This window comes from Curvivirga aplysinae, assembly GCF_009711445.1.
GTDB classification, from domain to species: Bacteria; Pseudomonadota; Alphaproteobacteria; order UBA8366; family Aestuariispiraceae; genus Curvivirga; species Curvivirga aplysinae.
The window spans coordinates 1-22,674 of sequence record NZ_SMMC01000181.1; the positions used below are offsets into that span (position 1 = coordinate 1).

A 22,674-nucleotide genomic window follows, 5' to 3' on the forward strand; every position below is an offset into this window, starting at 1 on the left:
ATTGTTAAATTTATTTATCTGGTTTTTGGGGTAGTGCATTGAGCCGTACAATAATTATAGGAATTGCAGGTGTTGTGCTTATTTTAGCAGCACTTAGTCTGAATATATGGTTCAATGCAGAAGTACCAGATGATACTGCAGTGGTTGAAGAGCAATCAGTAGACGTTCCCGAAAACAAAGTCACTGAAGAGATTTCAAAATCAACAAATTTAAACCCTGGCGAGATTCCTGCGTTGGATTTCGATGTAGTACGCATTTCAAAGGAAGGTGATACAGTGATTGCTGGTCGTGCACCAGCTGGCGCAACTGTTATCATCATGGATGGTGATACTGAACTTGGGCGTGTGATTGCTGATGAAGCGGGCGAATGGGTTTTCCTTCCAGAGAAACCATTAGAGTCCGGAAGCAGAGAATTGTCATTGCGTGCAGAAATGAATGATGGCACGACGACAGAATCTTCAAATATGGTGATACTCTCTGTACCTGAACGTGGGGTGGAAACAGAAAAACCTCTGGCTGTTCTGGTACCTAAAGATGGTGGGACCTCTAAAATTTTGCAGAAACCAGTAGAAGAAGGGGGAGTCGCTGCAAAAGCAGGCGGATTAATACTTGATAGTATTGATTATGATGAATCAGGTAACGTAACAATTGCCGGACGTGGTGTCGCTGGGGCGCAAATTCGTGCCTATTTGGACAATGAGGTGTTGGCAAATACGGATGTAGCAGAAAATACCTCTTGGTCTTTGCAGCCCGAAAAGCAAATTGATCCGGGAATTTATGCCCTGCGATTAGATCAACTGATCGGAAATAAGGTCGTGAGTCGTCTGGAAATTCCGTTCAACCGCGCGGAGCCGATTACTGATTTATCTGCTGGGAACTTTATCATCGTACAACCTGGCAATAGTTTATGGCGTATTGCGCGACGTACATTAGGTAATGGATTTAGTTATACTGAAATTTATGAAGCGAATGCTGAGCAGATTCGTGATCCTGATTTGATTTACCCAGGACAGGTGTTTCAAATTCCGTCTTCTGGAAATTAAAATTAAGGTTCCGGTGTGATTAATAAGTTATTTTTGGCATAGAACGATCATTTATATCTATGAAGTCTTGGATAACTTAGCAAAAAGCTTATATTGAACTTGTTTATTACAGTATTGATCCTGTAAAAGAACGTGAAGAAATTGAAAGACTTGAATATATATTCAAGTCTCTTTGATCTTGCAGAAGATAACTTTTGGAGAGTTAGTAATATGGACGCGCTTAAAGCGGTGATTGTTCCCATTAATCGGGAAGGTTGGCCTTTCATTACCTTGTTTGCTGTAGTTAGCATCGTGCTAGGTTTGCTTTGGCAACCTCTGTTTTGGGTTGGTTTGGTATTAACGCTTTGGTGTACTTATTTTTTCCGCGATCCTGACCGCGTAACACCAACACGTTCTGGATTGGTGATCAGTCCAGCGGATGGTGTTGTGAATCGTATTGTCGATATTCCACCACCACCAGAATTGGAAATGGGTGATAAACCATTAACATGTATCAGTGTTTTCATGAATGTGTTTAATGTCCATGTAAATCGTGCGCCTGTTGATGGTGTTATAAAAAAACTTCATTACCATCCCGGCAAATTTTTAAGTGCTGATCTTGATAAAGCTGCTGAAGAAAATGAACGCATGTCATATTTGATGGAAACTCCGCGTGAAAAAGAAGTGGCATTTGTACAAATTGCAGGTCTCGTCGCACGACGCATTATTTGTGAGGCTGAATTAGGTGATGAGTTGAAAGCAGGTGAGCGCTTCGGCCTGATCCGGTTTGGAAGCCGTGTTGATATTTATCTTCCAAAAGGTACAACACCGCTTGTATGCAAGGGCCAGTTAACTGTCGCTGGTGAGACGGTTCTTGCTGATCTTGGTAGTGGACAACGTGGTAAAGAAGGTCCGCGTGTAGGTGAGGTAAGATAATGATCGGCAAAAAGAAGCGTAGCCGCCGTCAAAGTCCACGTCTTTCCGGCCTAACGATTAATAAAATTATCCCTAATGCGATAACTGTTTCTGCGACAGTTGCAGGGTTAAGTGGTATTCGTTTTGCGCTTGAAGGACGATGGGAATTTGCCGCGGGTGCAATTTTGATTGCGGCTATTCTTGATACCTTAGATGGCCGTATGGCACGATTGTTAAATGCGTCCAGTGATTTTGGCGCAGAATTAGATTCATTATCTGATTTTGTATCTTTCGGTGTTGCACCGGGCATGATCATGTATTTTTGGTCATTAGGCGATTTGGGAGGGATTGGATGGGCCTGTGCTCTATTCTTCTCAATTTGTATGGGGCTTCGTCTCGCGCGTTTTAATAGTGTGTTGGGTACACAGCCTCCATATGCTTATAATTACTTCCAAGGTGTGCCTGCACCTGCAGCGGCCGGCTTATGTATGTTGCCGTTGGTTCTTACCTTAGTTGATCCATCTTTGCATGATTTCTTTGTTGCAGAAATGGTGGCGCCGTGGATCATCTTTGTTGCTTTGTTAGCGGTTAGCAGCTTGCCGACATTCTCGTTTAAGAAAATGAAGATTCCAAGTGCCATGGTTTTGCCTGGTCTGGCACTTGTCGGGTTAGCAATTGCGATGCTTGTGGGGCGTCCATGGGTAACAATGTCTATTGTCTTGATTGCATATTTATTTACGATCCCATTTTCTGTGCAACGTTTTGCGAAGTTAAAGGCGGAAGCTGAAAGTCTTCATGAAGATGGAGAAGAAACCTCTAGTGAAGCTGAAGAGGGGGATACCCCATCAAATAAATCTTAAAAGGTGAATGGCTTATGTTTGATGCGTTACTGCGCCCAGTTATTGATAAGCCTCTTAATTTAGCTGCCAGACAAATTGTTAAAACCAACCTATCTGCGAATGCAATTACATGGGTTGGTTTTTTTATTGGAATGGGGGCGGCGATTGCTATTGCGCATGGAAGCTTTGTACTTGGTCTTTTACTTATTGCCGTAAATAGAATTTTTGATGGTTTAGATGGTGCTGTTGCTCGATTAAGAGGGCCTACTGATTTTGGTGGCTATCTGGATATCGTATTGGATTTTCTCTTTTATAGTTCTATCCCATTTGCATTTGTAGCTTATGATCAGACCATTAATGGAGTTGCGGGTGCATTTCTCATTTTCTCATTTATGGGGACGGGGAGTAGTTTTTTGGCATATGCAATTATGGCAGAAAAACATAAGGTCACGACAGATATTCGCGGGCGAAAAAGCTTTTATTATCTTGGCGGATTAACGGAAGGCACAGAAACAATCGTGGCGTTTTTCGTCTTTTGTTTATGGCCGGAACAGTTTTATTGGCTTGCCTTAATATTTGGTATGCTATGTTGGCTGACAACATCTATTCGAATTTTAGCTGCCAAGAATGCGTTTAATTGATATAGAAAAAGAAAAGCCCTGCTATAAAGCAGGGCCTGTTTCTTTTGCAGTATCAAACTTAATTTGATTAAGCAGCATTCTCACCAGAAGCAGAAACGCGACGATATGCAATTGCGCAATGCTCTGTGCAGTAAGGACGACCCGGTTCTGCATTCTCGCCGCAGAAATGGAAGTCATCACTACCGGGATGACCAATAGGCCATTGGCAGCTGCGCTCTTTTACATGATTAAGAGGATTAGGTGCAGGCGGTGGTGCCTTTACTGTCTTCTTAATTGGAGATGGGCGAGAGGAAAGACCCATACGGTGTGCTTTACCAATCACGGCATTACGTGTAACACCACCCAGCTGTTCTGCAATTTGACGTGCGGAATACCCTTTTTGCCATAGGCCTTTGAGTGTTTCCACGCGATCTTCTGTCCATTCGGTAGCCATTTTTTAACCCCTGTCATACTGACCTGACTGTACCCCGTTACTTCCTGTTGGAAGTGTCTAATCAAGTGAATTGACATTAAATCTATTACAAGTGTTATTGAATACAGATACACAAGATATAGGGATTGTGCCTAAAATTGGGCGCGTATCTATATGTTGTGTGTTTCTGAATTCTGTTCACAATATACGTGATTAATTGACTTTTTCAAGCGATTTTTGATTCGATTTTGAATCGCAGAAAACTGCGGTTTCCTACTAGGTGTAGTAGGTTTTTGCCTGTGGATAGAACGAATTTAGCGAAAAATGCTATTCCGAGTCGCGATAGAGAAAAGCTGGGATTCTTCTGTGGATAAGGTTTTTTGATTCGGGTGAGGTCTTAAACAAGCTTAAGAGGGTCTTTTAACAGATTGAGAATAGTAGATAATTCACGACTTCTTTTGATTGTTCTATGTTGCGTGTTTAATGCGTATTCCCAATATTTACTATTTTTGCGTTTGCTTATCTGAAAGATCGGGTTTTCGTAACTATGTCTAAATATTGAGAAGCAGGCTTTGTCGCTGTTGCAATCAATCGCATAATCTTTCCATTCGCCTTTGGCGACATGATCAGAATAAGTCGCAAGGATTTTACGAAATTCTTCTTGTGTAAAAAATATCTGCTTAGGATTGCGTTTAGATTGACCTGAAAAGGTGCGTTTGGTTTCTGGAAATTTTTTGGACAGATCAATTAAGTTGCTCATAGATGTCACTTGGCTCCTAAACGACAAAAGCGATTACCGTTGATGTAATCGCTTTCAAGTTTAACGTATGATTGGTTTAAAACCAAATAGGATTTAAAATCTCACTTTATTGAACTGGTGTCTGTCCATTTCCATATGGATCCGGTCGTGTGTAACAATTTACTGTACCAAGTGTGTTGTAGCAGTAAAGAGGCTGCTCAACTACTTTACCATAATCTGCAGAACGACATAACGGGCCGCCATCGTCTAATTGGCGGATATAGGAACAATCTTCTCCGGTATAAGCTTCGGCAATGTAATCAGTAGGTAATTTATCATCCATCACAACCCCCGAGGTGGTTGCTAGAAAAACCATTGCAGGTTCTACACCAGTACATGCTCCAAGAGCTAATGAAAGAATTACTGCGGATATCTTTGAAATAGTGTGTTGTGCTTTCTGCATTTTATATTCCTATTTAGATTACCAAGCGGCAATAGTTGCCAAATACGCTAAGAGTTACTGAGCGTTAATGCAATTAGTAGGCCAAGTATTGGTAGGGTACCAGTTTCAAATTGAAATAATTTCTTAGGAAACACATGAAACCATGAAAAAGACGAGCAACAAGTCTTGACCTTTATGCTGTGTCGGGCGATGTAAGTATCTTCAAAAAATTGTCGCACTTACTATATGTGTGCCGATGATATGCTTGTTGGCTGTGAATAGCCTTTATGCACAATAAGGTTGAATGATAAAACCAAAGGAATTGATATCGTGTCCGATATTTTTGATGAAGTAGAAGAAGACCTACGCAAGGATAAAGCGGAAGAGCTTTGGAAAAAATATGGTAATTACGTTATTGCATTAGCGGTGCTCATAGTTGTTGGAACCGCGGGCTACAAAGGTTGGCAAGCATATGATGCAAGCGTGAATGAAGATTTAGCTAATCGTTTTGATCAAGCGGTGCAAATGGGGCGTGCTGAGAATTATGAGCAAGCTGATGGCGCTTTAGCGCAACTAGTGCAAGATGGTAATGCAAGTTACGCTGCGTTATCACGTTTACAGCAAGCCGCTCTCAAATCGAAATCTGGCGATGTTGAAGGCGCTATTGTGATTTATGATGCGTTGGCTTTGGATAGTGCTGTAGAAAGTTTATATCGTGACTTGGCTGTAGTTATGTCCGTAATGCATCAGGTCGATACCGGGGATGCGTCTCAATTACTCGAAATGGTTGACCCGCAAACAACAGATATAAAACCATGGCGTTTTACTGCACGTGAGTTAGCAGCAGTTTTGGCAATGAAAAAGGGTGATAAGACACTGGCTGCTGATTATTTAACACGAATCACCGATGATGCTGATGCACCTCAGTCTGCGCGTCTTCGTGCTGGCGAGTTACTGAAAGTGGTAGAAGGTTAATCTAAGGCTAGATAGCGGTATAAGGTCAAAAACTCATGAGTTTGATAAAAAAAACTGGAACAGCTACAAAATTTGTTGTGGCGCTAACTGCAATGACGGCATTATCTGCTTGTGAGAGTTGGATTGGTGACGATGAAGCGCCGCCATTACCTGGAGAAAGGTTGTCTGTTCTCCTTATCGACTCTGATCTGGAACCTGATCCACGTTTAGCTGATTTAAAAGTAAAACTGCCAAAACCATATAAAAACCGCGATTGGCCCCAGTTAGGTGGCTATTCCGACCATGCGATGCATCACCTTGACGTTGGTGGTATTGAAGAAGCGTGGTCAAGAGATTTCGGTGATGGTGGTGATGATGAAGCGCGTTTACTTTCCACACCTGTGATTGTTGATGGCGTCGTATATGTCGTCGATATTGATTACATGGTTAGTGCATTTGATGCAGAAACAGGTGATAGACTTTGGGAAGTTGATGTTGAAATTCCTGAAGAAGATGAAGAAGCATTCGGTGGTGGCTTAGCATATTCACGCGGTCGTCTATTTTTGACTACTGGATTTGCTTCTCTGATTTCATTAGGTGCAAAAGACGGTACTGAATATTGGCGTGTGGATTTATCAGGGCCAGCACGCTCTGCTCCTGCTGTGAATGAAGATGCTGTAATTGCAATTAGTATAGATAACCAAACTTTGGCAGTGGATCCCGCAACGGGTGAAAAAAAGTGGTCTCATGCCGGTTTCTCTGAAGTTGCTGGAATGATTGGTGGTGCAAGTGCGGCAATTTATAAAGATGTTGCCTTGGTGCCATATACCTCAGGTGAAGTATTTGCTATTCGAGTATCCAATGGCCGATCTTTGTGGAGTGATAGTTTAACATCTCTGCGTCGTTCTGATGCACTTTCTTCATTGGCAGATGTACGTGGTGCACCCGTTATCGATCGTGGTGTTGGATATGCGGTAAGTCAGTCAGGCCGTATGGTCGCGTTGGATATGCGCAGCGGTGGGCGTATTTGGGATCGTCGTGTTGGTGGTATCAATACACCTTGGATTGCAGGTGATTATTTGTTTGTCCTGGCAAATGATGGTCATTTGGTTGCTATGACACGTCGTGGTGGTCGCGTTTTATGGCTACAAAGTCTTCCGATTTGGGAAGATGAAGAAGATTTGGAAGATCCTATTAACTGGGTTGGCCCTGTTTTAGCCGGTGATCGTTTGATCTTGGCTAATAATCTGGGCGAAGTATATACAATTTCACCATATTCTGGTGAATTTCTTGGTAAAATTGAGGTGAGCGGTCCTGTTCGGGTACCTCCTGTCGTGGCCGACGGGGCGGTATATATTCAAACTGAAGATGGTGTGCTCCACGCTTATCGATAGAAATAACAATTACAGATATACTGTAATTTTGAGTCAGGAATGTGAAATGAGCTAGCCCGGTAAACTATCCCGGGCTATAGTTCGTTGAGACCTGAAAAGGAAAAAGAAATGAGTTTCACAGTTGCCATTGTTGGACGACCAAATGTTGGGAAATCCACTTTGTTTAACAGACTTGTAGGGAAGAAACTGGCGATTGTTGATGATCAGCCAGGCGTGACCCGTGATCGTCGTGAAGGCGATGCAAGATTAATTGATTTACGTTTTCGCGTTATTGATACTGCAGGTTTAGAAGAGGCATTTGACGATAGCTTGGAAGGTCGTATGCGTCGTCAAACGGAGCAGGCTTTGGGGGAAGCCGATGTTGCCTTACTTTTAGTTGATGCTAGAGCTGGCTTAGTACCTCTAGACGAACATTTCGCGGGCTTTCTACGGAAACATTCTACCCCCGTGATTTTGGTTGCAAATAAGTGTGAGGGTAAGGCTGGTCAACCAGGTCTGATGGAATCTTATGGTCTCGGCTTAGGTGAGCCTGTTCCATTTTCGGCTGAACATGGGGAAGGGGTGTCTGACCTTTATGAAGCCCTTCTTCCTTATGCTGAGGCGCATGGTGAAGAATATACACCTGTTGAAGCAGAGTTAATAGAGGCGGCATCTTCAATTACCTTAACCGACGATGAAGGAAAGGATATTGAAGAAGAACTCGTTCTTGATGATCCTGAAAAACCTATTCAGTTGGCTATTGTTGGTCGTCCCAATGTCGGTAAATCTACTTTAGTAAATCGTTTACTAGGCGAAGATCGTTTATTAACGGGCCCAGAGGCTGGCATTACACGCGATTCAATTGCGCTCGATTGGGAATGGCAAGGACGTCCAATTAAGTTGATTGATACGGCGGGACTTCGTCGTCGAGGTCGTATTACAGATAAAGTGGAAAAATTATCGGCTGCTGATACACGTCGTGCCATTCGTTTTGCTCAAGTTGTTGCTTTGGTCTTAGATGCCGATGATATGCTTGAAAAACAAGACCTTACAATTGCACGTCAAGTCATCGAAGAAGGGCGTGCTTTGATTATCGTGGCCAATAAATGGGATGCGGTTAAAGACAAGCAAGAAGCGTTAGATAAATTAATGGATCGTGTGCAATTCTCGATGCCACAGGTACGTGGTATTCCTATTGTAACTGTTTCTGCGAAAGAAGGGCGTAATTTACCAAAGATGCTGAAAGCAGTCTTTGATATTTATGAGACATGGAATAGGCGTGTTCCGACTTCACGTTTGAATGAATGGTTGTTTGATATGACTGAACGTCATCCGCCTCCATTATCAAAAGGGCGTCGTATCAAGTTACGCTATATGACACAGGCAAAGACACGCCCGCCGACCTTTGCAGCTTTTGTTTCTATTCCAGAGGATCTGCCAGATTCTTATACCCGTTATCTTATTAATGGGTTGAGAGAGGATTTCGATCTTCCTGGCGTTCCACTTCGTTTTTATACGCGTAAGGGTAAAAACCCTTATGCTCCAAAATAAAAAGGTTTTATCAATGAAAGTGACTGGTTTTAAAAAGATTTGCCTACTCTCTCTTGTAACTGGCCTCGCTGCGTGTAGTACGACTGGTGGTGCTGGGACAACATATGATGGTGTATGGAGTGGGCTTATTACGCTTAATATCGGTGATGAGACTTGTATGCGTCGGGAGAACTTTATTGTGAAGGTTGAAGACGGGTATATGACTGGTAAGACACGTACGATCAAATATAAAACTAAGATCACAGGTGGAATTGACGAAAATGGTGATGTTCAATATGGAGAATTTGATCTGGGCACCATTGCGCGTGATGCCGTTATGACGGGAAAATTTGAAGGTAAAGATGCTGCTGGCGAATGGCAAAGTAAGCGCTGTAAAGGCAAATGGACCTTACGCCGCATACAATAATTAGTATGATTGATAGAGAGTTAGCATAATTAGTGAGGGGAGATAAGATGTATGAATTCTATATGATCCCTGAAAGTTTATATTGTGCAAAAACTCGAATTTTATTGCGGTATAAGCAGCTTGAATGGAAAGAAATTTTGCCGCTGGGAGGATATGGCTCAGCGGAATATAAAACCATTATTCCAAGTGGAAATCTACCGGCGATGATTGACGGAGATTTTTTTATTTCCGATAGCGAAGCCATAGCCGAGTATTTAGAAGAAAAAAATCCAAATCCATCTTGTTTGTCTAAAAATATACAAACAAATGCAAAGATTAGGGAATTATCGCGTTTTAATGATTCACGCCTTGAACCTAAATTGAGACAATTGTTTAAAATTTTTGACGGGCATAGTATCCATCGTGATTTTATTCTAGATGTGAGCGATGAAATTGATCAGCTATTAAAGCAGTTAAACGAAATGTTAGCTATATATGAGCCTTATAGGCCTGATCACATCACTTTTGCTGATTGTGGATTTGCTATTACATTTTCATGGATTGAGGAGTTAAATAACTATCTCAACATGAATATTGTATATCCTGAAAATGTCTCAAAATATTATCTAAGCATCAAAAGTTATGATCCGATCATAGAGGAATTAACACATTATAAGCCAATCTTGACTAGGTTCCTCAAAGATATTTTTTCTAGTTAGTTATATATGGTGTTCAAGTCACTATCCTTGGGAATATAAGATAGTTCTACCAACCAAACTTATCTTTTATCGCATACCACCAGATAATCGGTGGGACGAACCAAGGGGTGCCTTTATATAAAGGACGCGTTTCAAAGTCAGATTTTGAGAAAGTGGTTTTACTCTCTGATGAGCCTAGTAACATCAAGGCAGTTTTTGTTCCTACCCAAGGTGCCCAAACAACACCTGAACCACAATATCCACCTGCATAAACAATATCTCTCTGTTGTTTAATATGGGGCATATGATCAAAAGTATAACCTGTATAGCCGGACCAGGTATGGCTAATTTTGACACCATCGATTTCCGGAAAAATATCAATTAGTTGCTTGTATAAATGTTGGCCTGATCGAACAGGGTCGTCACGATCTGCACCTGATCTTCCACCAAAGATAATCCCTTTACCATTCGGTGCTGGACGGAAATAATTATATAGATTTAATGTTGTGCCATGCATACGACGTTTGGGAAAGAGCTTATCAATGACATGTTCAGCCATTTCCTCTGTTGCAATAATTTGGCTTCGAATGGGAATTATTCTTCTTGCCATCCAGTTCATAGAACTGAGATTGCTATATCCATTGGTTCCGACAATGACTTTTGATGCTTTGATATCCCCGTAAGATGTTTTTACTAAACAACCGGAGGTGTTTTGAACGATCTCATTAACCTTTATTTGACTATGAAGAGAGACTTCTGCTTCTTTTACACGATCTAACAAACCTTTATGGAATTTCGCGGGATGAAGACCACCGATATCTTCTCGAACAGCGCCACCAAAATACAGATCTGATCCTATTTCATCATGCTGATCTTGCTTGGAGACCATATAAGATCCAAGGTTAATTTTCTCGTTTAAATAATCGCTCTCTCTCGCCAGTTTATCATAATGGCTTGGATGGTTTGCGCCAGAAAACCGGCCAACCATTTTGAAGTCGCAATCAATATCTTCTTCTTCAATCAGATCAGCAAGAAACTTACGAGCTAGAACACCCTCTTCATAAATTTTCTTGGCAAAGTCCATTCCATAGATATTTACTAAAGTTTCTAAGCTTGGTTTCAAGTTGCCGCTGCAAATTCCACCATTTCTGGAGCTAGCGCCTTCACCAAAACGTTGAGCTTCAAGGATGGTAACTTGTTCCCCCGCACGTGCGAGTGTGAGGGCTGCGGAAAGGCCTGTGAATCCACCGCCAACAATAACAAATTCGCTTTCTTTTGGTAAATCTTTACCGTTTGGATTTATGTCGGAAAGGGGCGCTTCTTCCCACCAGTAAGGTGTTGTTTTAAAATTGGAAGAAGCGTGCATCTTTCTATTCCGTTAAGGTGGCTTGAAATATTTCACCAGTGACTTCTAAATCTGTTGAAGCCAGTTTGACGAAGATATCCGTTATTTCAGATGGTTTTGGCAGATCGTCCGGCTTTATGCCTGGATATGCTTTTGCTTGCATGGCCGTCCATACTCGACCCGGGTGAATAATATTAGCTTTAATATTAGATTTGGACATTTCTTTGGCATAGGCCATAACCATAGCCTCCAAGCCCGCTTTAGAAGCTGTGTAAAGTGCCCAAAATGGGTTTTGTTCCTCAACCGCGGCTGACGACACAAAGATCGCGCGTCCAGCATCACTTTGTTGAAGAAGCGGGCCTAATGAACGTATCAAACGATAGTTGGCTGTCAGATTGATAGAGATAACACGATCCCAAACTTTTGGTGAAATATGCCCAACAGGGGTTAATTCACCCAACATACCTGCATTTCCGACCAGAATATCCAGTTTTCCAAAACGTTCATATAAGGACGCACCAAGTGCATCAATACGATCGTGATCACCTAAATCCATTTGGGCAATCGTACATTGACCGCCAGCGGCCTTGATTTCATCGTCCAACTCTTCCAAGCCACCCAAGGTGCGAGCTAAGGCGATGACATGTGCGCCTTCGCTCGCTAAACGTTTGGAGACTTCATAACCAATGCCACGACTTGCACCAGTAACTAGCGCAAGACGACCTTCAAGAGAGTTTGAACTCATCGTCTTTGTTCTCTTAAATTGGTGAGTTGTTGACCAGTACCTTTATTTTCTTTATCCACCAAAGCGATAGGATAGTCGCCGGAGAAACAAGCATCACAATATTGAGGCGCTTCATTATTACGACTATCTTCACCCATGGCACGGTACATACCGTCCATTGTGACGAAGGCAAGGCTATCTGCACCAATCAACTCACGCATCTGTTCAATTGTGTTAGAAGATGCAAGCAAGCTTTTACGTTCCGGTGTATCAACACCATAGAAACAAGAATGTGATGTTGGTGGCGAAGAAATGCGCATATGAACTTCTTTTGCACCCGCATCACGTACCATTTCTACAATCTTACGCGATGTTGTGCCGCGTACGATGGAATCGTCAACCAAGACAACGCGTTTGCCTTCGATATGTCCACGATTGGCGTTATGTTTTAATTTTACACCTAAATGGCGGATTTCATCTGTAGGCTCAATAAAGGTACGACCGATGTAATGATTGCGGATGATACCTAATTCAAAAGGAATACCGGATTCCTCGGCATAACCAAGTGCGGATGGCACACCACTATCAGGAATTGGAATCACCACATCAGCTTCCACCGGGAATTCCATCGCTAATTCTTTACCAATATGTTTACGTGCGTCATACACAGAACGGCCTTCAATGATGCTGTCAGGACGAGAGAAATAAACATATTCAAAAATACAGAAACGACTGTCTGTTTTGTCTAACGGGAATTCGGATGTTAGACCGTTTTCATCTACAGTGATCATTTCACCGGGCTCAACTTCACGAATAAATTCAGCGCCGATAATATCCAAAGCCACTGTTTCAGATGCAAACATATAGGCATCACCCAGTTTACCTAATACCAATGGGCGTACACCACGTGGGTCACGCACACCGATCAGTTTTTTACGAGTTAGTAAAACAACTGAATAAGCACCTTCGATTAATCGAAGTGCTGTAATCAAACGATCTCTTACTTTACCTTTACTGGTCGCAATCAGGTGAATAAGAACTTCGGTATCTGTTGTCGATTGAAAGATAGAGCCTGTTTGAACCAGTTCGTTTCTTAACGAGATTGCATTGGTCAAGTTACCGTTATGAGCAAGTGCCAAGCCGCCAAAGGCAAAATCCGCATAAACGGGTTGTACATTGCGTAAGTTTGGTTCACCTGTTGTGGAATAACGGGTATGGCCAATTGCGGCTTTCCCTTCAAGGCGTTCCATAACACGATGGTCACCAAAAACATCGCCCACCTGTCCTAGGGCACGGTGGGCGTTAAATTCATCTCCATTGTTACATACAATGCCGCAGGCTTCCTGGCCGCGATGTTGTTGTGCATGAAGGCCAAGCGCAGTATGGGCAGCCGCATCTTTGGTGCCCCAAATGCCGAAAACGGCACATTCTTCTTTTAGCTTGTCATCGTCGAAAGGGTTGGTTGTCAGCATTGGTGATACCCTCTTATTCGCTGTCGCGTATTAGTTCGTCCAGCTGGTTACGGTCATCCTGACTGTAACCGGATTGATCCTGTGGTTGGTTTGTGCCGGAAGGCGCCGGATTATTCAAGCGTTCTTTTAACTCAATTAGCTGTCTTGTGTCTTCGATGGCGTTTAAACTGCGATCGGTGGCGTTTTCGTATCTTTCTTGAATATAGTCTGGTAGAAAAGAAACGATAGAATCGGTGGTTTTAACAACGTAAGGGTAACCGCGACTCTGTGTTGCTACGTCAGGCATATTTTTTTCTTCGATAATAAAAGTTGTTGCCACATAAATAATACAAAGAATTAGCACACCACGGGCAATGCCAAATAAAACGCCTAGTGCACGATCTAATGGCCCAAGCGCGCTATCTTTGACATTCTTTGATATCGAATGGCTTCCCATCCAGAAAACAACGAGTGAAAGTAGGAACAAGACGAGGACTGTCCCAAATTTCTGCAGAATAACAATATCTGTTAACTGTTCTGCAAAGGGCAGAGCTGGCTCATATCCATACATTGTTACAAGTACCGCGCCGATGATTGCGCCGATGAAAAGAACTTCATGTACAAAGCCACGAGCCGCTGCAAAAACGGCAGAAACCAGAATTATTACAAGCGCAATAATATCTAAAACAGTGATGGGTAGGTTTTCCAACATGGGGTTCTTTATTCCTTTGCTGTTTTACAGCTTACATTAATCTTCAGCGAATAGAGTATTTAAACCATGCAAATCTGGCAATTCCGTGACATTGATTTTCCCTTTTTTCGCCTTATTTTGTTTTCGACGTTTTGGACTTAGGGCAGAAGCAAAGCCAAGTTTTTCCGCTTCTTTTAATCTTGTATCCATTTGTGCAACAGATCGCACTTCACCGCTTAAACCGATTTCTCCGAAAACCACCATATCTGACGGTACAGGAATTTGGGTGAGGGAGGAAACAAGAGCGGTCGCAACTGCCAAATCCGCGGCGGGTTCCTGAATGCGTAAACCGCCAGCGACATTTAGATATATGTCATTACCAGATAACGAGAAACCTGCACGCGCTTCCAATACAGCCAAGACCATTGCCATACGATTGTTATCCCAACCGACCACGGCACGTCTTGGTGTCGCAAGGGGAGACGGCGCTACAAGTGCTTGAATTTCCACTAACATTGGGCGAGAGCCTTCCATCCCTGCAAACACAACAGCACCCGCAATACCGTCTTGTCGATCCGCAAGGAAAAGCTCAGATGGATTTGGAACTTCCATTAAACCTTGTTCGGTCATGTCAAAGACACCGATTTCATCGGTCGCACCGAAACGGTTTTTTACGCCGCGCAAGATGCGGAATTGGTGACCACGTTCGCCTTCAAAATAAAGGACTGTATCAACCATATGTTCCAAGACACGGGGGCCAGCAATTGCACCTTCTTTCGTCACATGTCCAACGATCAGGATAGATACATCATGTTTTTTTGCGACACGGATCAATTCTTGTGCACAAGCACGTACCTGCCCGACAGTACCGGGGGCGGTTTCCAATGCATCAATAAACATGGTTTGAATTGAGTCAATAACAGCAACTTTTGGACCATTCGGGTCTTCAAGAGTTGCTGTTATATCACGTAAATTTGTTGCTGAGGCTAATTGCACAGGTGCATCAGAAACGCCAAGTCTATCTGCACGCAATCGGACTTGATCAATTGCTTCCTCACCAGAAATATAAGCACATGGGACTTGTTTTGCGAGGGCTGCCATGACTTGAAGAAGTAGGGTAGATTTACCGATCCCGGGATCACCGCCAATCAAGGTTGCCGATCCATTTACTAAACCACCGCCCGTTACACGGTCAAATTCTGCAATACCTGTACGCAAGCGTGGTTTTTTTTCCTCTGCCCCTTTGAGGCTTACAAATTCAATTTTCCGACCTTGGGATTTGGATTTGGATGCTTTGCTACCAAGCGGTGCAGCTACTTCTGCAGCTTCTTCCGAAATTGTATTCCATTCTCCACAATTATCGCAACGACCTGCCCAACGGGTATAAACCGTCCCACATGACTGGCAGACGTAACTAATGCGGGCTTTTGCCATAAGAGTTAACTTTCAAAAACAATTAACGGGATATATCCAACTCAATCGGACCCTCGGCTAATCCGTTGATAAACTGATGCACATAAGGATTACCTGAGTCGTCCAATTGGTCCACGGGGCCTGTCCAAATATTTTTGCCTTGATATAACATGGTTACTCGGTCAGCGATGCGGCGTGCTGATGCCATATCATGGGTGATGGTTAAGGCAGAGGCACCAAGCGTCTTTACGCAATGTGTAATTAAGTCATCAATCACATGTCCCATAATAGGATCAAGACCTGTTGTTGGCTCATCAAAGAAAATAATATCTGGCTCATGTGCAATCGCACGGGCCAATCCGACACGTTTACGCATACCGCCTGAAAGTTCAGCAGGCGACATATTGGCAACTTCTGGTGAGAGACCAACGAGAGATAGTTTTTCTATGGCAATCTCTTTTGCTTTTTTACGTGGAAGCTTTTCACCTTCCATAAGGGCAAAAGATACATTTTCCCATACATTTAAGGAATCGAATAGAGCGGCATTTTGGAATAGCATACCAACACGATTATTTAGTTTCTCTCTTGCGCTTCCCGACATGGATAGAACGGATTTACCGTCGATGGTAATATCACCGGAGTCAGGTGTGAGCAGACCAAGAATTGATTTTAGGGAAACAGACTTACCAGATCCGGATCCGCCGATAATAACGACAGATTCACCTTTTTTGATTTCGAGATCAAATCCATCCAACACGACTTTGCTGCCAAACGCCTTATGGACATTTTTCATCTCAATACATGTAGGTGTCATTATTTCGGTCATTGAGAGAAGAACGCCACTGTCAGTAAATAATCAGAAACTAGGATAAGGATGGAAGCGGTTACCACCGCATTTGTGGTTGCGGCACCAACCCCTTGGGCCCCCCCTTTACTTTGATATCCGTGATAACATCCCATCAAAGCCACGATGAAACCAAACGCTGCTGCTTTAACAAGGCCTGAAAAAACATCCATAAAACTTAGAAAGTTCCAAGTGTTTTGAATATAGGTTGCTGCATTAAATCCAAGCGTATGTACACTAACCAGATAGCCACCTAAGACCCCAATAATATCACCTACAAGTACAAGCAAAGGTAACATGGTGATACCCGCGATTAGGCGTGGTGCGATTAGGTATTTAAAAGGGTTCGTGGATAACGTTTGTAAGGCATCAATTTGTTCTGTCACACGCATGGTACCGAGTTCTGCTGCCATCGCCGCTCCAATACGACCAGCAATCATTAAGCCTGCGAGAACGGGACCTAACTCTCGGGTGATAGAAAGGACGACCACATTTGGAATAGCACTTTCCGCACCAAAGCGGGCGAAACCCGAATAACTTTGTAAAGCCATAACCATACCAGCAAATAATGTGGTTAAGCCTACAACTGGTAAGGAGTAGAAACCGATATCGATCATTTGACGTAAGATTAAACGCGGATAATAAGGCGGGCGTAGCATATGATTTACGCTATTCATCATGAACAGGAAAAGGCGACCCGTTATCTCAAAAAATGATAGGGTAGTCGCACCGACAGATTGAAAGACGGAAGCTATTTTCTGTGTCAGAGCTTCTGAACTCATATGCATTATCCTTAAAACTTATTCACCGCCAATATAATGACGTGCATAGCGTTTGCCCAGACTGGTTAGAATTTCATAAGGAATTGTCCCAGCCTCTTTTGCGAGATCATTAATGTCATGATTCGGACCGATAAGATCAAGCATATCACCTGTTTTTACCTCATTCGCTGTGTTTTCCAAATGGGTCACGTCAAAGGTCAAGACATCCATAGACACACGACCAACAAGTGGGACCGCTTTCTCATTCTTATAGGCCGTTGCTGTATTACTTAATGAACGGATGTACCCATCTGCGTAGCCTGCAGCAACAGTTGCAATTAATCGACGATCTTTTGCTTCATAAGACGCTGCGTACCCCACAGTTTCTGGCGCATTTACTTCGCGCACCTGAACGACTTTACCTTCAAGCTTAATAACTTGTTTCATTGGATTGGGAGCATCTTCATTTGGACGGCCACCGTAAAGGGCAACGCCTGGACGGACCATGTCAAAATGCCAATCTTTTCCAAGGAAAATCGCACTGGATGCTGCTAGCATGGCAGTAGCTTTTGGTAGTCGTGCAATGCCCTTTGTAAATTCTTGTTGTTGCTTACGATTTAAAGGGTGGGATGTTTCATCCGCACAAGCCATATGGCTCATAATAAATTGAAGGTTAATGCCATCTAGCGGTGATAAATCTTCACATAATTCATCTAGTTCTTTTGGCATCAATCCAAGACGGGCCATGCCTGTGTCAAATTGGAGATTGGCTTGTGGTAGATTATCATTTTCTCGGCAGAATTTTTGCCAGATTTTCACTTGATCTAAGCTGTTGAGAGTAGGGACCAAGTTATATTCTTTATAGACAGTCTCTTCACCAGCTAACAATCCATTCATTACACTTACAGAAGCATCTGGGATAGCTTGTTTTACGGCAATAGCTTCGTCGATATGCGCAGTAAAAAATGCACGGCAACCAGCATTGTATAAAGCTTTTGATACAATAACTTCTCCAAGGCCATAACCGTCCGCTTTTACCACTGCCCCCGAACGGGAAGGAGATACATAATCGCAGATGGTTTTATAATTGTCTTGTATCGCATTTAAATCAATGGTCAGACGGCTTGGCGCATAAGAAGTATTTGCAGCCATAAGGCACCTCAAAGGGAATAAAGAATAATAAAGATTTAACTAGAAACCGTCACCTTCGTGATGGCGATCAAGGTCTCCAAATCTTGCATAATCGTTGTCGAAGAAAAGTTCAACTGTTCCGATTGGACCATGACGCTGTTTCGCAATAATGAATTCGGCTACATTGCGAGCTTCAGCCAGACGTTGTTCATGGCCTTGCAGGCGTTCAAGGAACTTATCCTGTGCTTCCGCTGGGCGTTGTTCAGGATGTTCTTTTTGCAGATAATATTCAGGACGGTATACAAAGCTCACCATATCCGCATCCTGCTCAATGGAACCAGATTCACGAAGGTCGGCAAGCTGAGGACGTTTATCTTCGCGGTTTTCCACCTGACGAGAAAGCTGGGACAAAGCAATCACTGGAATTTCCAGTTCTTTAGCAAGCATTTTCAAACCACGGGTAATTTCGGATACCTCTTGTACGCGGTTGTCATTTTTCTTATCAGGTGGACCTGAAAGAAGCTGTAAATAGTCGACCACCACACCATCAAGGCCGAATTGGCGTTTTACACGGCGTGCACGTTGACGCATACCTGTGATCGATAAGCCGGGTGTATCATCAATGAACAAAGGAATATTTGCCAATTCCTGTGCAGCCATTGCAACTTGTTGGAACTCTTCTTCGGTGATTTCACCGCGACGGATTTTATCGCCAGATACTTTGGCTTCACCTGAAAGAATACGACCTGCAAGCTGCTCGGCGGACATCTCCAGACTAAAGAAGAGCATTTTACCGCCTTCTTGAATGGTATTGCCTTGTTCATCCTGAAATTCGCGGAAAGCTTTCGCTGCATTGAAGGCAATAGATGTTGCAAGCGCTGTTTTACCCATCGCAGGACGACCCGCCAAAATTAATAAGTCAGACGGGTGTAAACCACCAATCATATTATCAATATCGCGGAAACCGGTTGTAACACCGACGATATGGGAATCACGCTTATAGGCTTCTTCAACATGTTGCAGGGCAACCATGGTTGCATCGCCTAGTTTTGTAACAGAACGATCCATATCACCAGATTCAGCCAGATTGTAGAGGCGACTTTCCAACTTTTCGATCTGGGTTTCTGCCGTATCATCCAGATCATTGGTATAGGCATCATTAACGGTATCTTCGCCTAAACCAATTAATTCGCGTTTCAAGAAAAGATCATAAATCGTTTTGGCATAATCAGCGGCGTTGATAACGGTAACCACGTTGGCTGCTAAGTCATAAAGATAATCTGCCCCGCCAACTTCTTGAAGGCTTGGTTCGCTCTCAACGAGATGTTGTAAGGTTGTGGGGCGTGCTTCTTGACCTGCATCAACCATACGTTTGGCCAGTCCGTAAATTAGCTGATGTTCTGGTGCAAAAAAATGTTCTGCGCGCAACATATCGCCGACTTTTTCAAATGCACGGTTGTTACGCAATAATGCACCAATAAGCGCTGCTTCCACTTCCACATTGCGAGGTGGTTGGCGAATCAGTTTAGATGCCTCATCAGATTTTTGATTGGCTGAAATGTTGTCCTGGTCCCCAGAAACAGCGGCAGAAATGTCTGTCATTGTGATTATCCTTTAATTGGTGACATTCTAACAAGCCTTATCATCTTCGTCATCTCTTACCTGCCTGTGGATAACGGGGATAACGGGGATAACTTAGTGAGGAAAGTCATATGACTCCGCAAGAACAGCTTAACGCATTAATGGATAAAATTGAAAAAGAGCCGCAAGTGACTGAAAATTGGTTAAATCTTGCTGGTATCTTTCTGTCCAACAAGCTTTGGGACCCGTTTATCAGTTTGTTTAATCAGCGCGAAATGATGTTGCAAGATGGCGCGGAACTGATGATCCAAATGCTATTCAGTGAAACAGTGGCAATGGTGCCACAACTTCATACGGCTTTGTTATCCTATGATAAAACCGATCTGCTTAGCAGTAACCAGCTTATTATACGTTATGCTGCCTCTGCCATGCAGATTAACTCTGGTGAAATTGAGAAAGGCCGTGAAGGTTTTCTGGCTATTGAGGAGGCCCTAAAAGAACATCCTGCCTTTGGTGAAGGTTTACCTCATTTGAATAATTTGGGTGATTTCTCGAGATTTTTTAAAACTTTCGATGAATTAGAAAACTGCCAATTTGGTGAGATGAAGCCTATGAATTGGCTGACAGCGCAAGCGAAAGCAACTTCATCTCAAACGCCGATTGTTGCAACATCTATTTCTTTGGAAAATGCTGAAGAGGAAATCCAAAAATTCTGTTCTTTATTCGATGAAAGCTACCCAAAACATTTTCATATTTCTAAAGCTTCTCAAAATGATATGGAGAAACTCCAAAAATATATTTCAGATCATCAGATTTCATTTTCTTCTGATGATAATGGTCGTGAGGAGGTTTCTCTATTTCTGCGTAGTGGGGAGATACTCGCACGTCAACAACGCGATCTTGTGCTGCTGAATAGAAAAATTACGGAAGTATTTGATGTTGATAAGCTTTTTTTACAGGCAGATCAAAAGGATTTAACTCTTTTCAAAGATTTAACAATCGTACCTTGGCTGTCGCATAATGCGTCATTCATCTATCTGAAAAATAGCGAATATACGATGCAATATCTGTTTAAACTGACCGCTGCGTTATCTTCATTGCAAGATGGTGAGGGGCCTGTTGTCGGCGCAACCATAAACTGCTTAAACCAATATGCTGATTCAAAATTATCAGGCGGTCCAGTCCAGTTATTGGATCGTGTAAGTGGTTATAAATTTGAAGATTTCTTTACATTGAATTCATAAAAGAAAACGGCCTGAGAAATTAACCTCAGGCCGTTAAACTTTTGCTTAGAAAAGCAGTGCTTATTCAGCAGATGCTTCTTCTGTAGCTTCAGCTTCTTCTTCAGCAGCAACTTCAGCAGCAACCGCAGCCATAGCAGCAGCTTGTTCAGCAGCTTGCTCAGCAGCTTCACGTGCGTCCATTTCAGCAGCTGTAAGCAATGCAGGCTCACCGCGTGCAACGCGATCAGCTTGTGCTTGAGCTTCTTCTTCAGACTGTGCAACGTTTACAGAAACAGTTGCGGAAACTTCTGGGTGCAATTTGATGCGGAAGTCGAAAATGCCAAGATTTTTCACTGGACGCTCAAGAACAACTTGGTTACGAGCGATAGTGAAACCAGCTTCTGTTACGGACTCAGCAATGTCGCGAGTTGTTACAGAACCGTACAATTGACCAGCGTCAGATGCAGAACGGATGATTGTAACTGTAATACCATCCATTTTGTCTGCAACTGCTTGAGCTTCGTTTTTACGCTCAAGGTTAGCAGCTTCCAATTGTGCTTTTTCAGCTTCGAACTTAGCAATGTTTACTTTGTTCGCACGAACAGCTTTGCCAGATGGCAACAAATAGTTACGTGCATAACCTGTTTTTACAGAAACAACGTCGCCCATTTGGCCGAGTTTTTCTACGCGTTCCATCAAAATGATATCCATGGTAACTACTCCTTACTTAATAACGTATGGAAGCAGACCCACGAAACGGGAACGCTTAATAGCAGATGCAAGAGCACGTTGTTTCTTTGCAGAAACAGCTGTGATGCGAGAAGGTACGATCTTGCCACGCTCAGAGATGAAACGTTGTAACAATTTCACATCTTTGTAATCGATCTCAGGCGCGTTAGCACCAGAGAATGGGCAAGTTTTCTTACGACGGAAGAATGGGCGGCGTGCGCCTTGTGGACGTGCAGACATTATTCGTCACCTCCTTCAGATTCAACCTTTGGGCCACGGGATGGACGGTCAGAACGGGAACGATCTTGTCCACGTGCTGGACGATCACCACGATCACCACGGTCGGAACGGTCATCACGACGTTGCATCACAACAGAAGCTTCTTCAATTTTCTCTTCTGTACGTGTGGTCATAAAACGCAGAATGTCTTCAGACAAACGCATGTTACGTTCCATTTCAACGACAGCAGAATGTGGTGCTGCGTAGTTTACCAAAACGTAGTGACCTTTACGGTTTTTCTTGATGCGGTACGCTAGGTTGCGAAGACCCCAATATTCACGGCGAGAGATTTCGCCACCTTCAGCGGTCAGGAAGCCGATAAATTGATCAGCTAGTGCTTCTGCTTGAGATGCAGATACATCCTGACGCGCAATAAGCAAAGTTTCATAATTGCGCATAATGTAACTCCTTATGGCTAATAAAAAATGAACAGCGCAGTTTCCTTAATAAAATCAAAGCTCTGCCGCCTGTTCGTAGCTGAAAGATAGATTGCTTAAGTCCGTCAAACAGCAAGGAGTGAAACAAAAAGAA

The 22,674-nt window shown here is 43.0% G+C and carries 25 protein-coding genes; 10 read left to right on the forward strand and 15 right to left on the reverse strand.

Annotated elements, in window-relative coordinates; all coding sequences use genetic code 11:
* Positions 1-38: 38 nt before the first annotated feature.
* The 4 genes from E1160_RS09490 (at position 39) to E1160_RS09505 (ending at position 3,417) form a co-directional block, all read left to right on the forward strand.
* Positions 39-1,043, forward strand: coding sequence for a LysM peptidoglycan-binding domain-containing protein (locus tag E1160_RS09490; RefSeq protein WP_155154915.1), 1,005 nt, complete (start codon positions 39-41; stop codon positions 1,041-1,043).
* A 210-nt stretch (positions 1,044-1,253) separates the two neighbouring features.
* A complete protein-coding gene (locus tag E1160_RS09495) occupies positions 1,254-1,958 on the forward strand; it encodes a phosphatidylserine decarboxylase (RefSeq protein ID WP_155154916.1) in 705 nt (234 codons plus the stop codon).
* Positions 1,958-2,797, forward strand: a complete 840-nt coding sequence (locus tag E1160_RS09500; RefSeq protein WP_155154917.1) for a CDP-alcohol phosphatidyltransferase family protein — start codon at positions 1,958-1,960, stop codon at positions 2,795-2,797. Before E1160_RS09495 ends, E1160_RS09500 begins: the two co-directional genes overlap by 1 nt.
* A gap of 14 nt (positions 2,798-2,811) precedes the next feature.
* Positions 2,812-3,417, forward strand: a complete 606-nt coding sequence (locus E1160_RS09505) for a CDP-alcohol phosphatidyltransferase family protein (protein ID WP_155154918.1) — start codon at positions 2,812-2,814, stop codon at positions 3,415-3,417.
* A 67-nt stretch (positions 3,418-3,484) separates the two neighbouring features.
* On the opposite strand, the gene E1160_RS09510 is transcribed toward E1160_RS09505, so the two are convergent.
* From E1160_RS09510 to E1160_RS09520, 3 genes are all read right to left on the reverse strand, one after another.
* Positions 3,485-3,850 (reverse strand): GcrA family cell cycle regulator, encoded by a 366-nt coding sequence (locus tag E1160_RS09510; protein WP_155154919.1) that lies wholly within the window; start codon positions 3,848-3,850, stop codon positions 3,485-3,487.
* A 376-nt stretch (positions 3,851-4,226) separates the two neighbouring features.
* Positions 4,227-4,589, reverse strand: coding sequence for a DUF2794 domain-containing protein (locus E1160_RS09515; protein ID WP_155154920.1), 363 nt, complete (start codon positions 4,587-4,589; stop codon positions 4,227-4,229).
* Between the two features lie 106 nt (positions 4,590-4,695).
* Positions 4,696-5,031: a hypothetical protein gene (locus E1160_RS09520; protein WP_155154921.1), complete on the reverse strand. Its 336-nt coding sequence runs from the start codon at positions 5,029-5,031 to the stop codon at positions 4,696-4,698.
* Between the two features lie 309 nt (positions 5,032-5,340).
* Here E1160_RS09520 and E1160_RS09525 point away from each other — a divergent pair, with 309 nt between their 5' ends.
* The 5 genes from E1160_RS09525 to E1160_RS09545 all read left to right on the forward strand — a co-directional run bounded on the left by E1160_RS09525 (position 5,341) and on the right by E1160_RS09545 (position 9,992).
* Positions 5,341-5,985, forward strand: coding sequence for a tetratricopeptide repeat protein (locus E1160_RS09525; protein WP_218048820.1), 645 nt, complete (start codon positions 5,341-5,343; stop codon positions 5,983-5,985).
* 35 nt (positions 5,986-6,020) lie between these two features.
* Positions 6,021-7,358, forward strand: a complete 1,338-nt coding sequence (locus E1160_RS09530; RefSeq protein ID WP_155154923.1) for a PQQ-like beta-propeller repeat protein — start codon at positions 6,021-6,023, stop codon at positions 7,356-7,358.
* Positions 7,359-7,466: 108 nt separating this feature from the next.
* A complete protein-coding gene (gene der, locus E1160_RS09535) occupies positions 7,467-8,888 on the forward strand; it encodes a ribosome biogenesis GTPase Der (protein WP_155154924.1) in 1,422 nt (473 codons plus the stop codon).
* 13 nt (positions 8,889-8,901) lie between these two features.
* The gene (locus E1160_RS09540) at positions 8,902-9,294 is read left to right on the forward strand and encodes a hypothetical protein (RefSeq protein WP_218048821.1); all 393 of its coding nucleotides are present in this window, start codon (positions 8,902-8,904) and stop codon (positions 9,292-9,294) included.
* A 47-nt stretch (positions 9,295-9,341) separates the two neighbouring features.
* Complete coding sequence (locus E1160_RS09545) at positions 9,342-9,992, forward strand: glutathione S-transferase family protein (RefSeq protein WP_155154926.1); 651 nt, start codon at positions 9,342-9,344, stop codon at positions 9,990-9,992.
* Between the two features lie 46 nt (positions 9,993-10,038).
* Here E1160_RS09545 and E1160_RS09550 read toward each other — a convergent pair whose 3' ends face one another.
* From E1160_RS09550 to E1160_RS09590, 9 genes are read right to left on the reverse strand one after another with little or no spacing between them, the layout of a single operon-like run.
* Positions 10,039-11,337 carry an NAD(P)/FAD-dependent oxidoreductase gene (locus E1160_RS09550; protein WP_155154927.1) on the reverse strand — a complete coding sequence of 433 codons (1,299 nt, stop codon included), beginning with the start codon at positions 11,335-11,337 and terminating at the stop codon, positions 10,039-10,041.
* A gap of 4 nt (positions 11,338-11,341) precedes the next feature.
* Positions 11,342-12,061, reverse strand: a complete 720-nt coding sequence (locus tag E1160_RS09555) for an SDR family NAD(P)-dependent oxidoreductase (protein ID WP_155154928.1) — start codon at positions 12,059-12,061, stop codon at positions 11,342-11,344.
* A complete protein-coding gene (purF, locus tag E1160_RS09560; protein WP_155154929.1) occupies positions 12,058-13,512 on the reverse strand; it encodes an amidophosphoribosyltransferase in 1,455 nt (484 codons plus the stop codon). Before purF ends, E1160_RS09555 begins: the two co-directional genes overlap by 4 nt.
* Positions 13,513-13,525: 13 nt before the next feature.
* Positions 13,526-14,203 carry a CvpA family protein gene (locus E1160_RS09565; RefSeq protein ID WP_155154930.1) on the reverse strand — a complete coding sequence of 226 codons (678 nt, stop codon included), beginning with the start codon at positions 14,201-14,203 and terminating at the stop codon, positions 13,526-13,528.
* 36 nt (positions 14,204-14,239) lie between these two features.
* Positions 14,240-15,616: a DNA repair protein RadA gene (gene radA, locus E1160_RS09570; protein WP_155154931.1), complete on the reverse strand. Its 1,377-nt coding sequence runs from the start codon at positions 15,614-15,616 to the stop codon at positions 14,240-14,242.
* Between the two features lie 22 nt (positions 15,617-15,638).
* Complete coding sequence (locus E1160_RS09575) at positions 15,639-16,421, reverse strand: ABC transporter ATP-binding protein (protein WP_235914095.1); 783 nt, start codon at positions 16,419-16,421, stop codon at positions 15,639-15,641.
* Positions 16,418-17,221: an MlaE family ABC transporter permease gene (locus tag E1160_RS09580; protein ID WP_155154932.1), complete on the reverse strand. Its 804-nt coding sequence runs from the start codon at positions 17,219-17,221 to the stop codon at positions 16,418-16,420. Before E1160_RS09580 ends, E1160_RS09575 begins: the two co-directional genes overlap by 4 nt.
* 18 nt (positions 17,222-17,239) lie before the next feature.
* Positions 17,240-18,352, reverse strand: coding sequence for an alanine racemase (gene alr, locus E1160_RS09585; protein ID WP_155154933.1), 1,113 nt, complete (start codon positions 18,350-18,352; stop codon positions 17,240-17,242).
* Positions 18,353-18,391: 39 nt separating this feature from the next.
* The gene (locus tag E1160_RS09590) at positions 18,392-19,933 is read right to left on the reverse strand and encodes a replicative DNA helicase (RefSeq protein ID WP_155154934.1); all 1,542 of its coding nucleotides are present in this window, start codon (positions 19,931-19,933) and stop codon (positions 18,392-18,394) included.
* A gap of 110 nt (positions 19,934-20,043) precedes the next feature.
* On the opposite strand from E1160_RS09590, the gene E1160_RS09595 reads away from it, so the two are divergent.
* Positions 20,044-21,156 (forward strand): hypothetical protein, encoded by a 1,113-nt coding sequence (locus E1160_RS09595; RefSeq protein WP_155154935.1) that lies wholly within the window; start codon positions 20,044-20,046, stop codon positions 21,154-21,156.
* A 60-nt stretch (positions 21,157-21,216) separates the two neighbouring features.
* Here E1160_RS09595 and rplI read toward each other — a convergent pair whose 3' ends face one another.
* The 3 genes from rplI to rpsF are packed head-to-tail and all read right to left on the reverse strand — an operon-like array spanning position 21,217 to position 22,541.
* Positions 21,217-21,846: a 50S ribosomal protein L9 gene (gene rplI / locus E1160_RS09600; RefSeq protein ID WP_155154936.1), complete on the reverse strand. Its 630-nt coding sequence runs from the start codon at positions 21,844-21,846 to the stop codon at positions 21,217-21,219.
* A 12-nt stretch (positions 21,847-21,858) separates the two neighbouring features.
* On the reverse strand, positions 21,859-22,104 hold the full coding sequence (rpsR, locus tag E1160_RS09605) for a 30S ribosomal protein S18 (RefSeq protein WP_155154937.1): 246 nt from the start codon (positions 22,102-22,104) through the stop codon (positions 21,859-21,861).
* Complete coding sequence (gene rpsF / locus E1160_RS09610; RefSeq protein ID WP_155154938.1) at positions 22,104-22,541, reverse strand: 30S ribosomal protein S6; 438 nt, start codon at positions 22,539-22,541, stop codon at positions 22,104-22,106. The genes rpsR and rpsF overlap by 1 nt, the downstream gene beginning before the upstream one ends.
* Between the last annotated feature and the right edge of the window lie 133 nt (positions 22,542-22,674).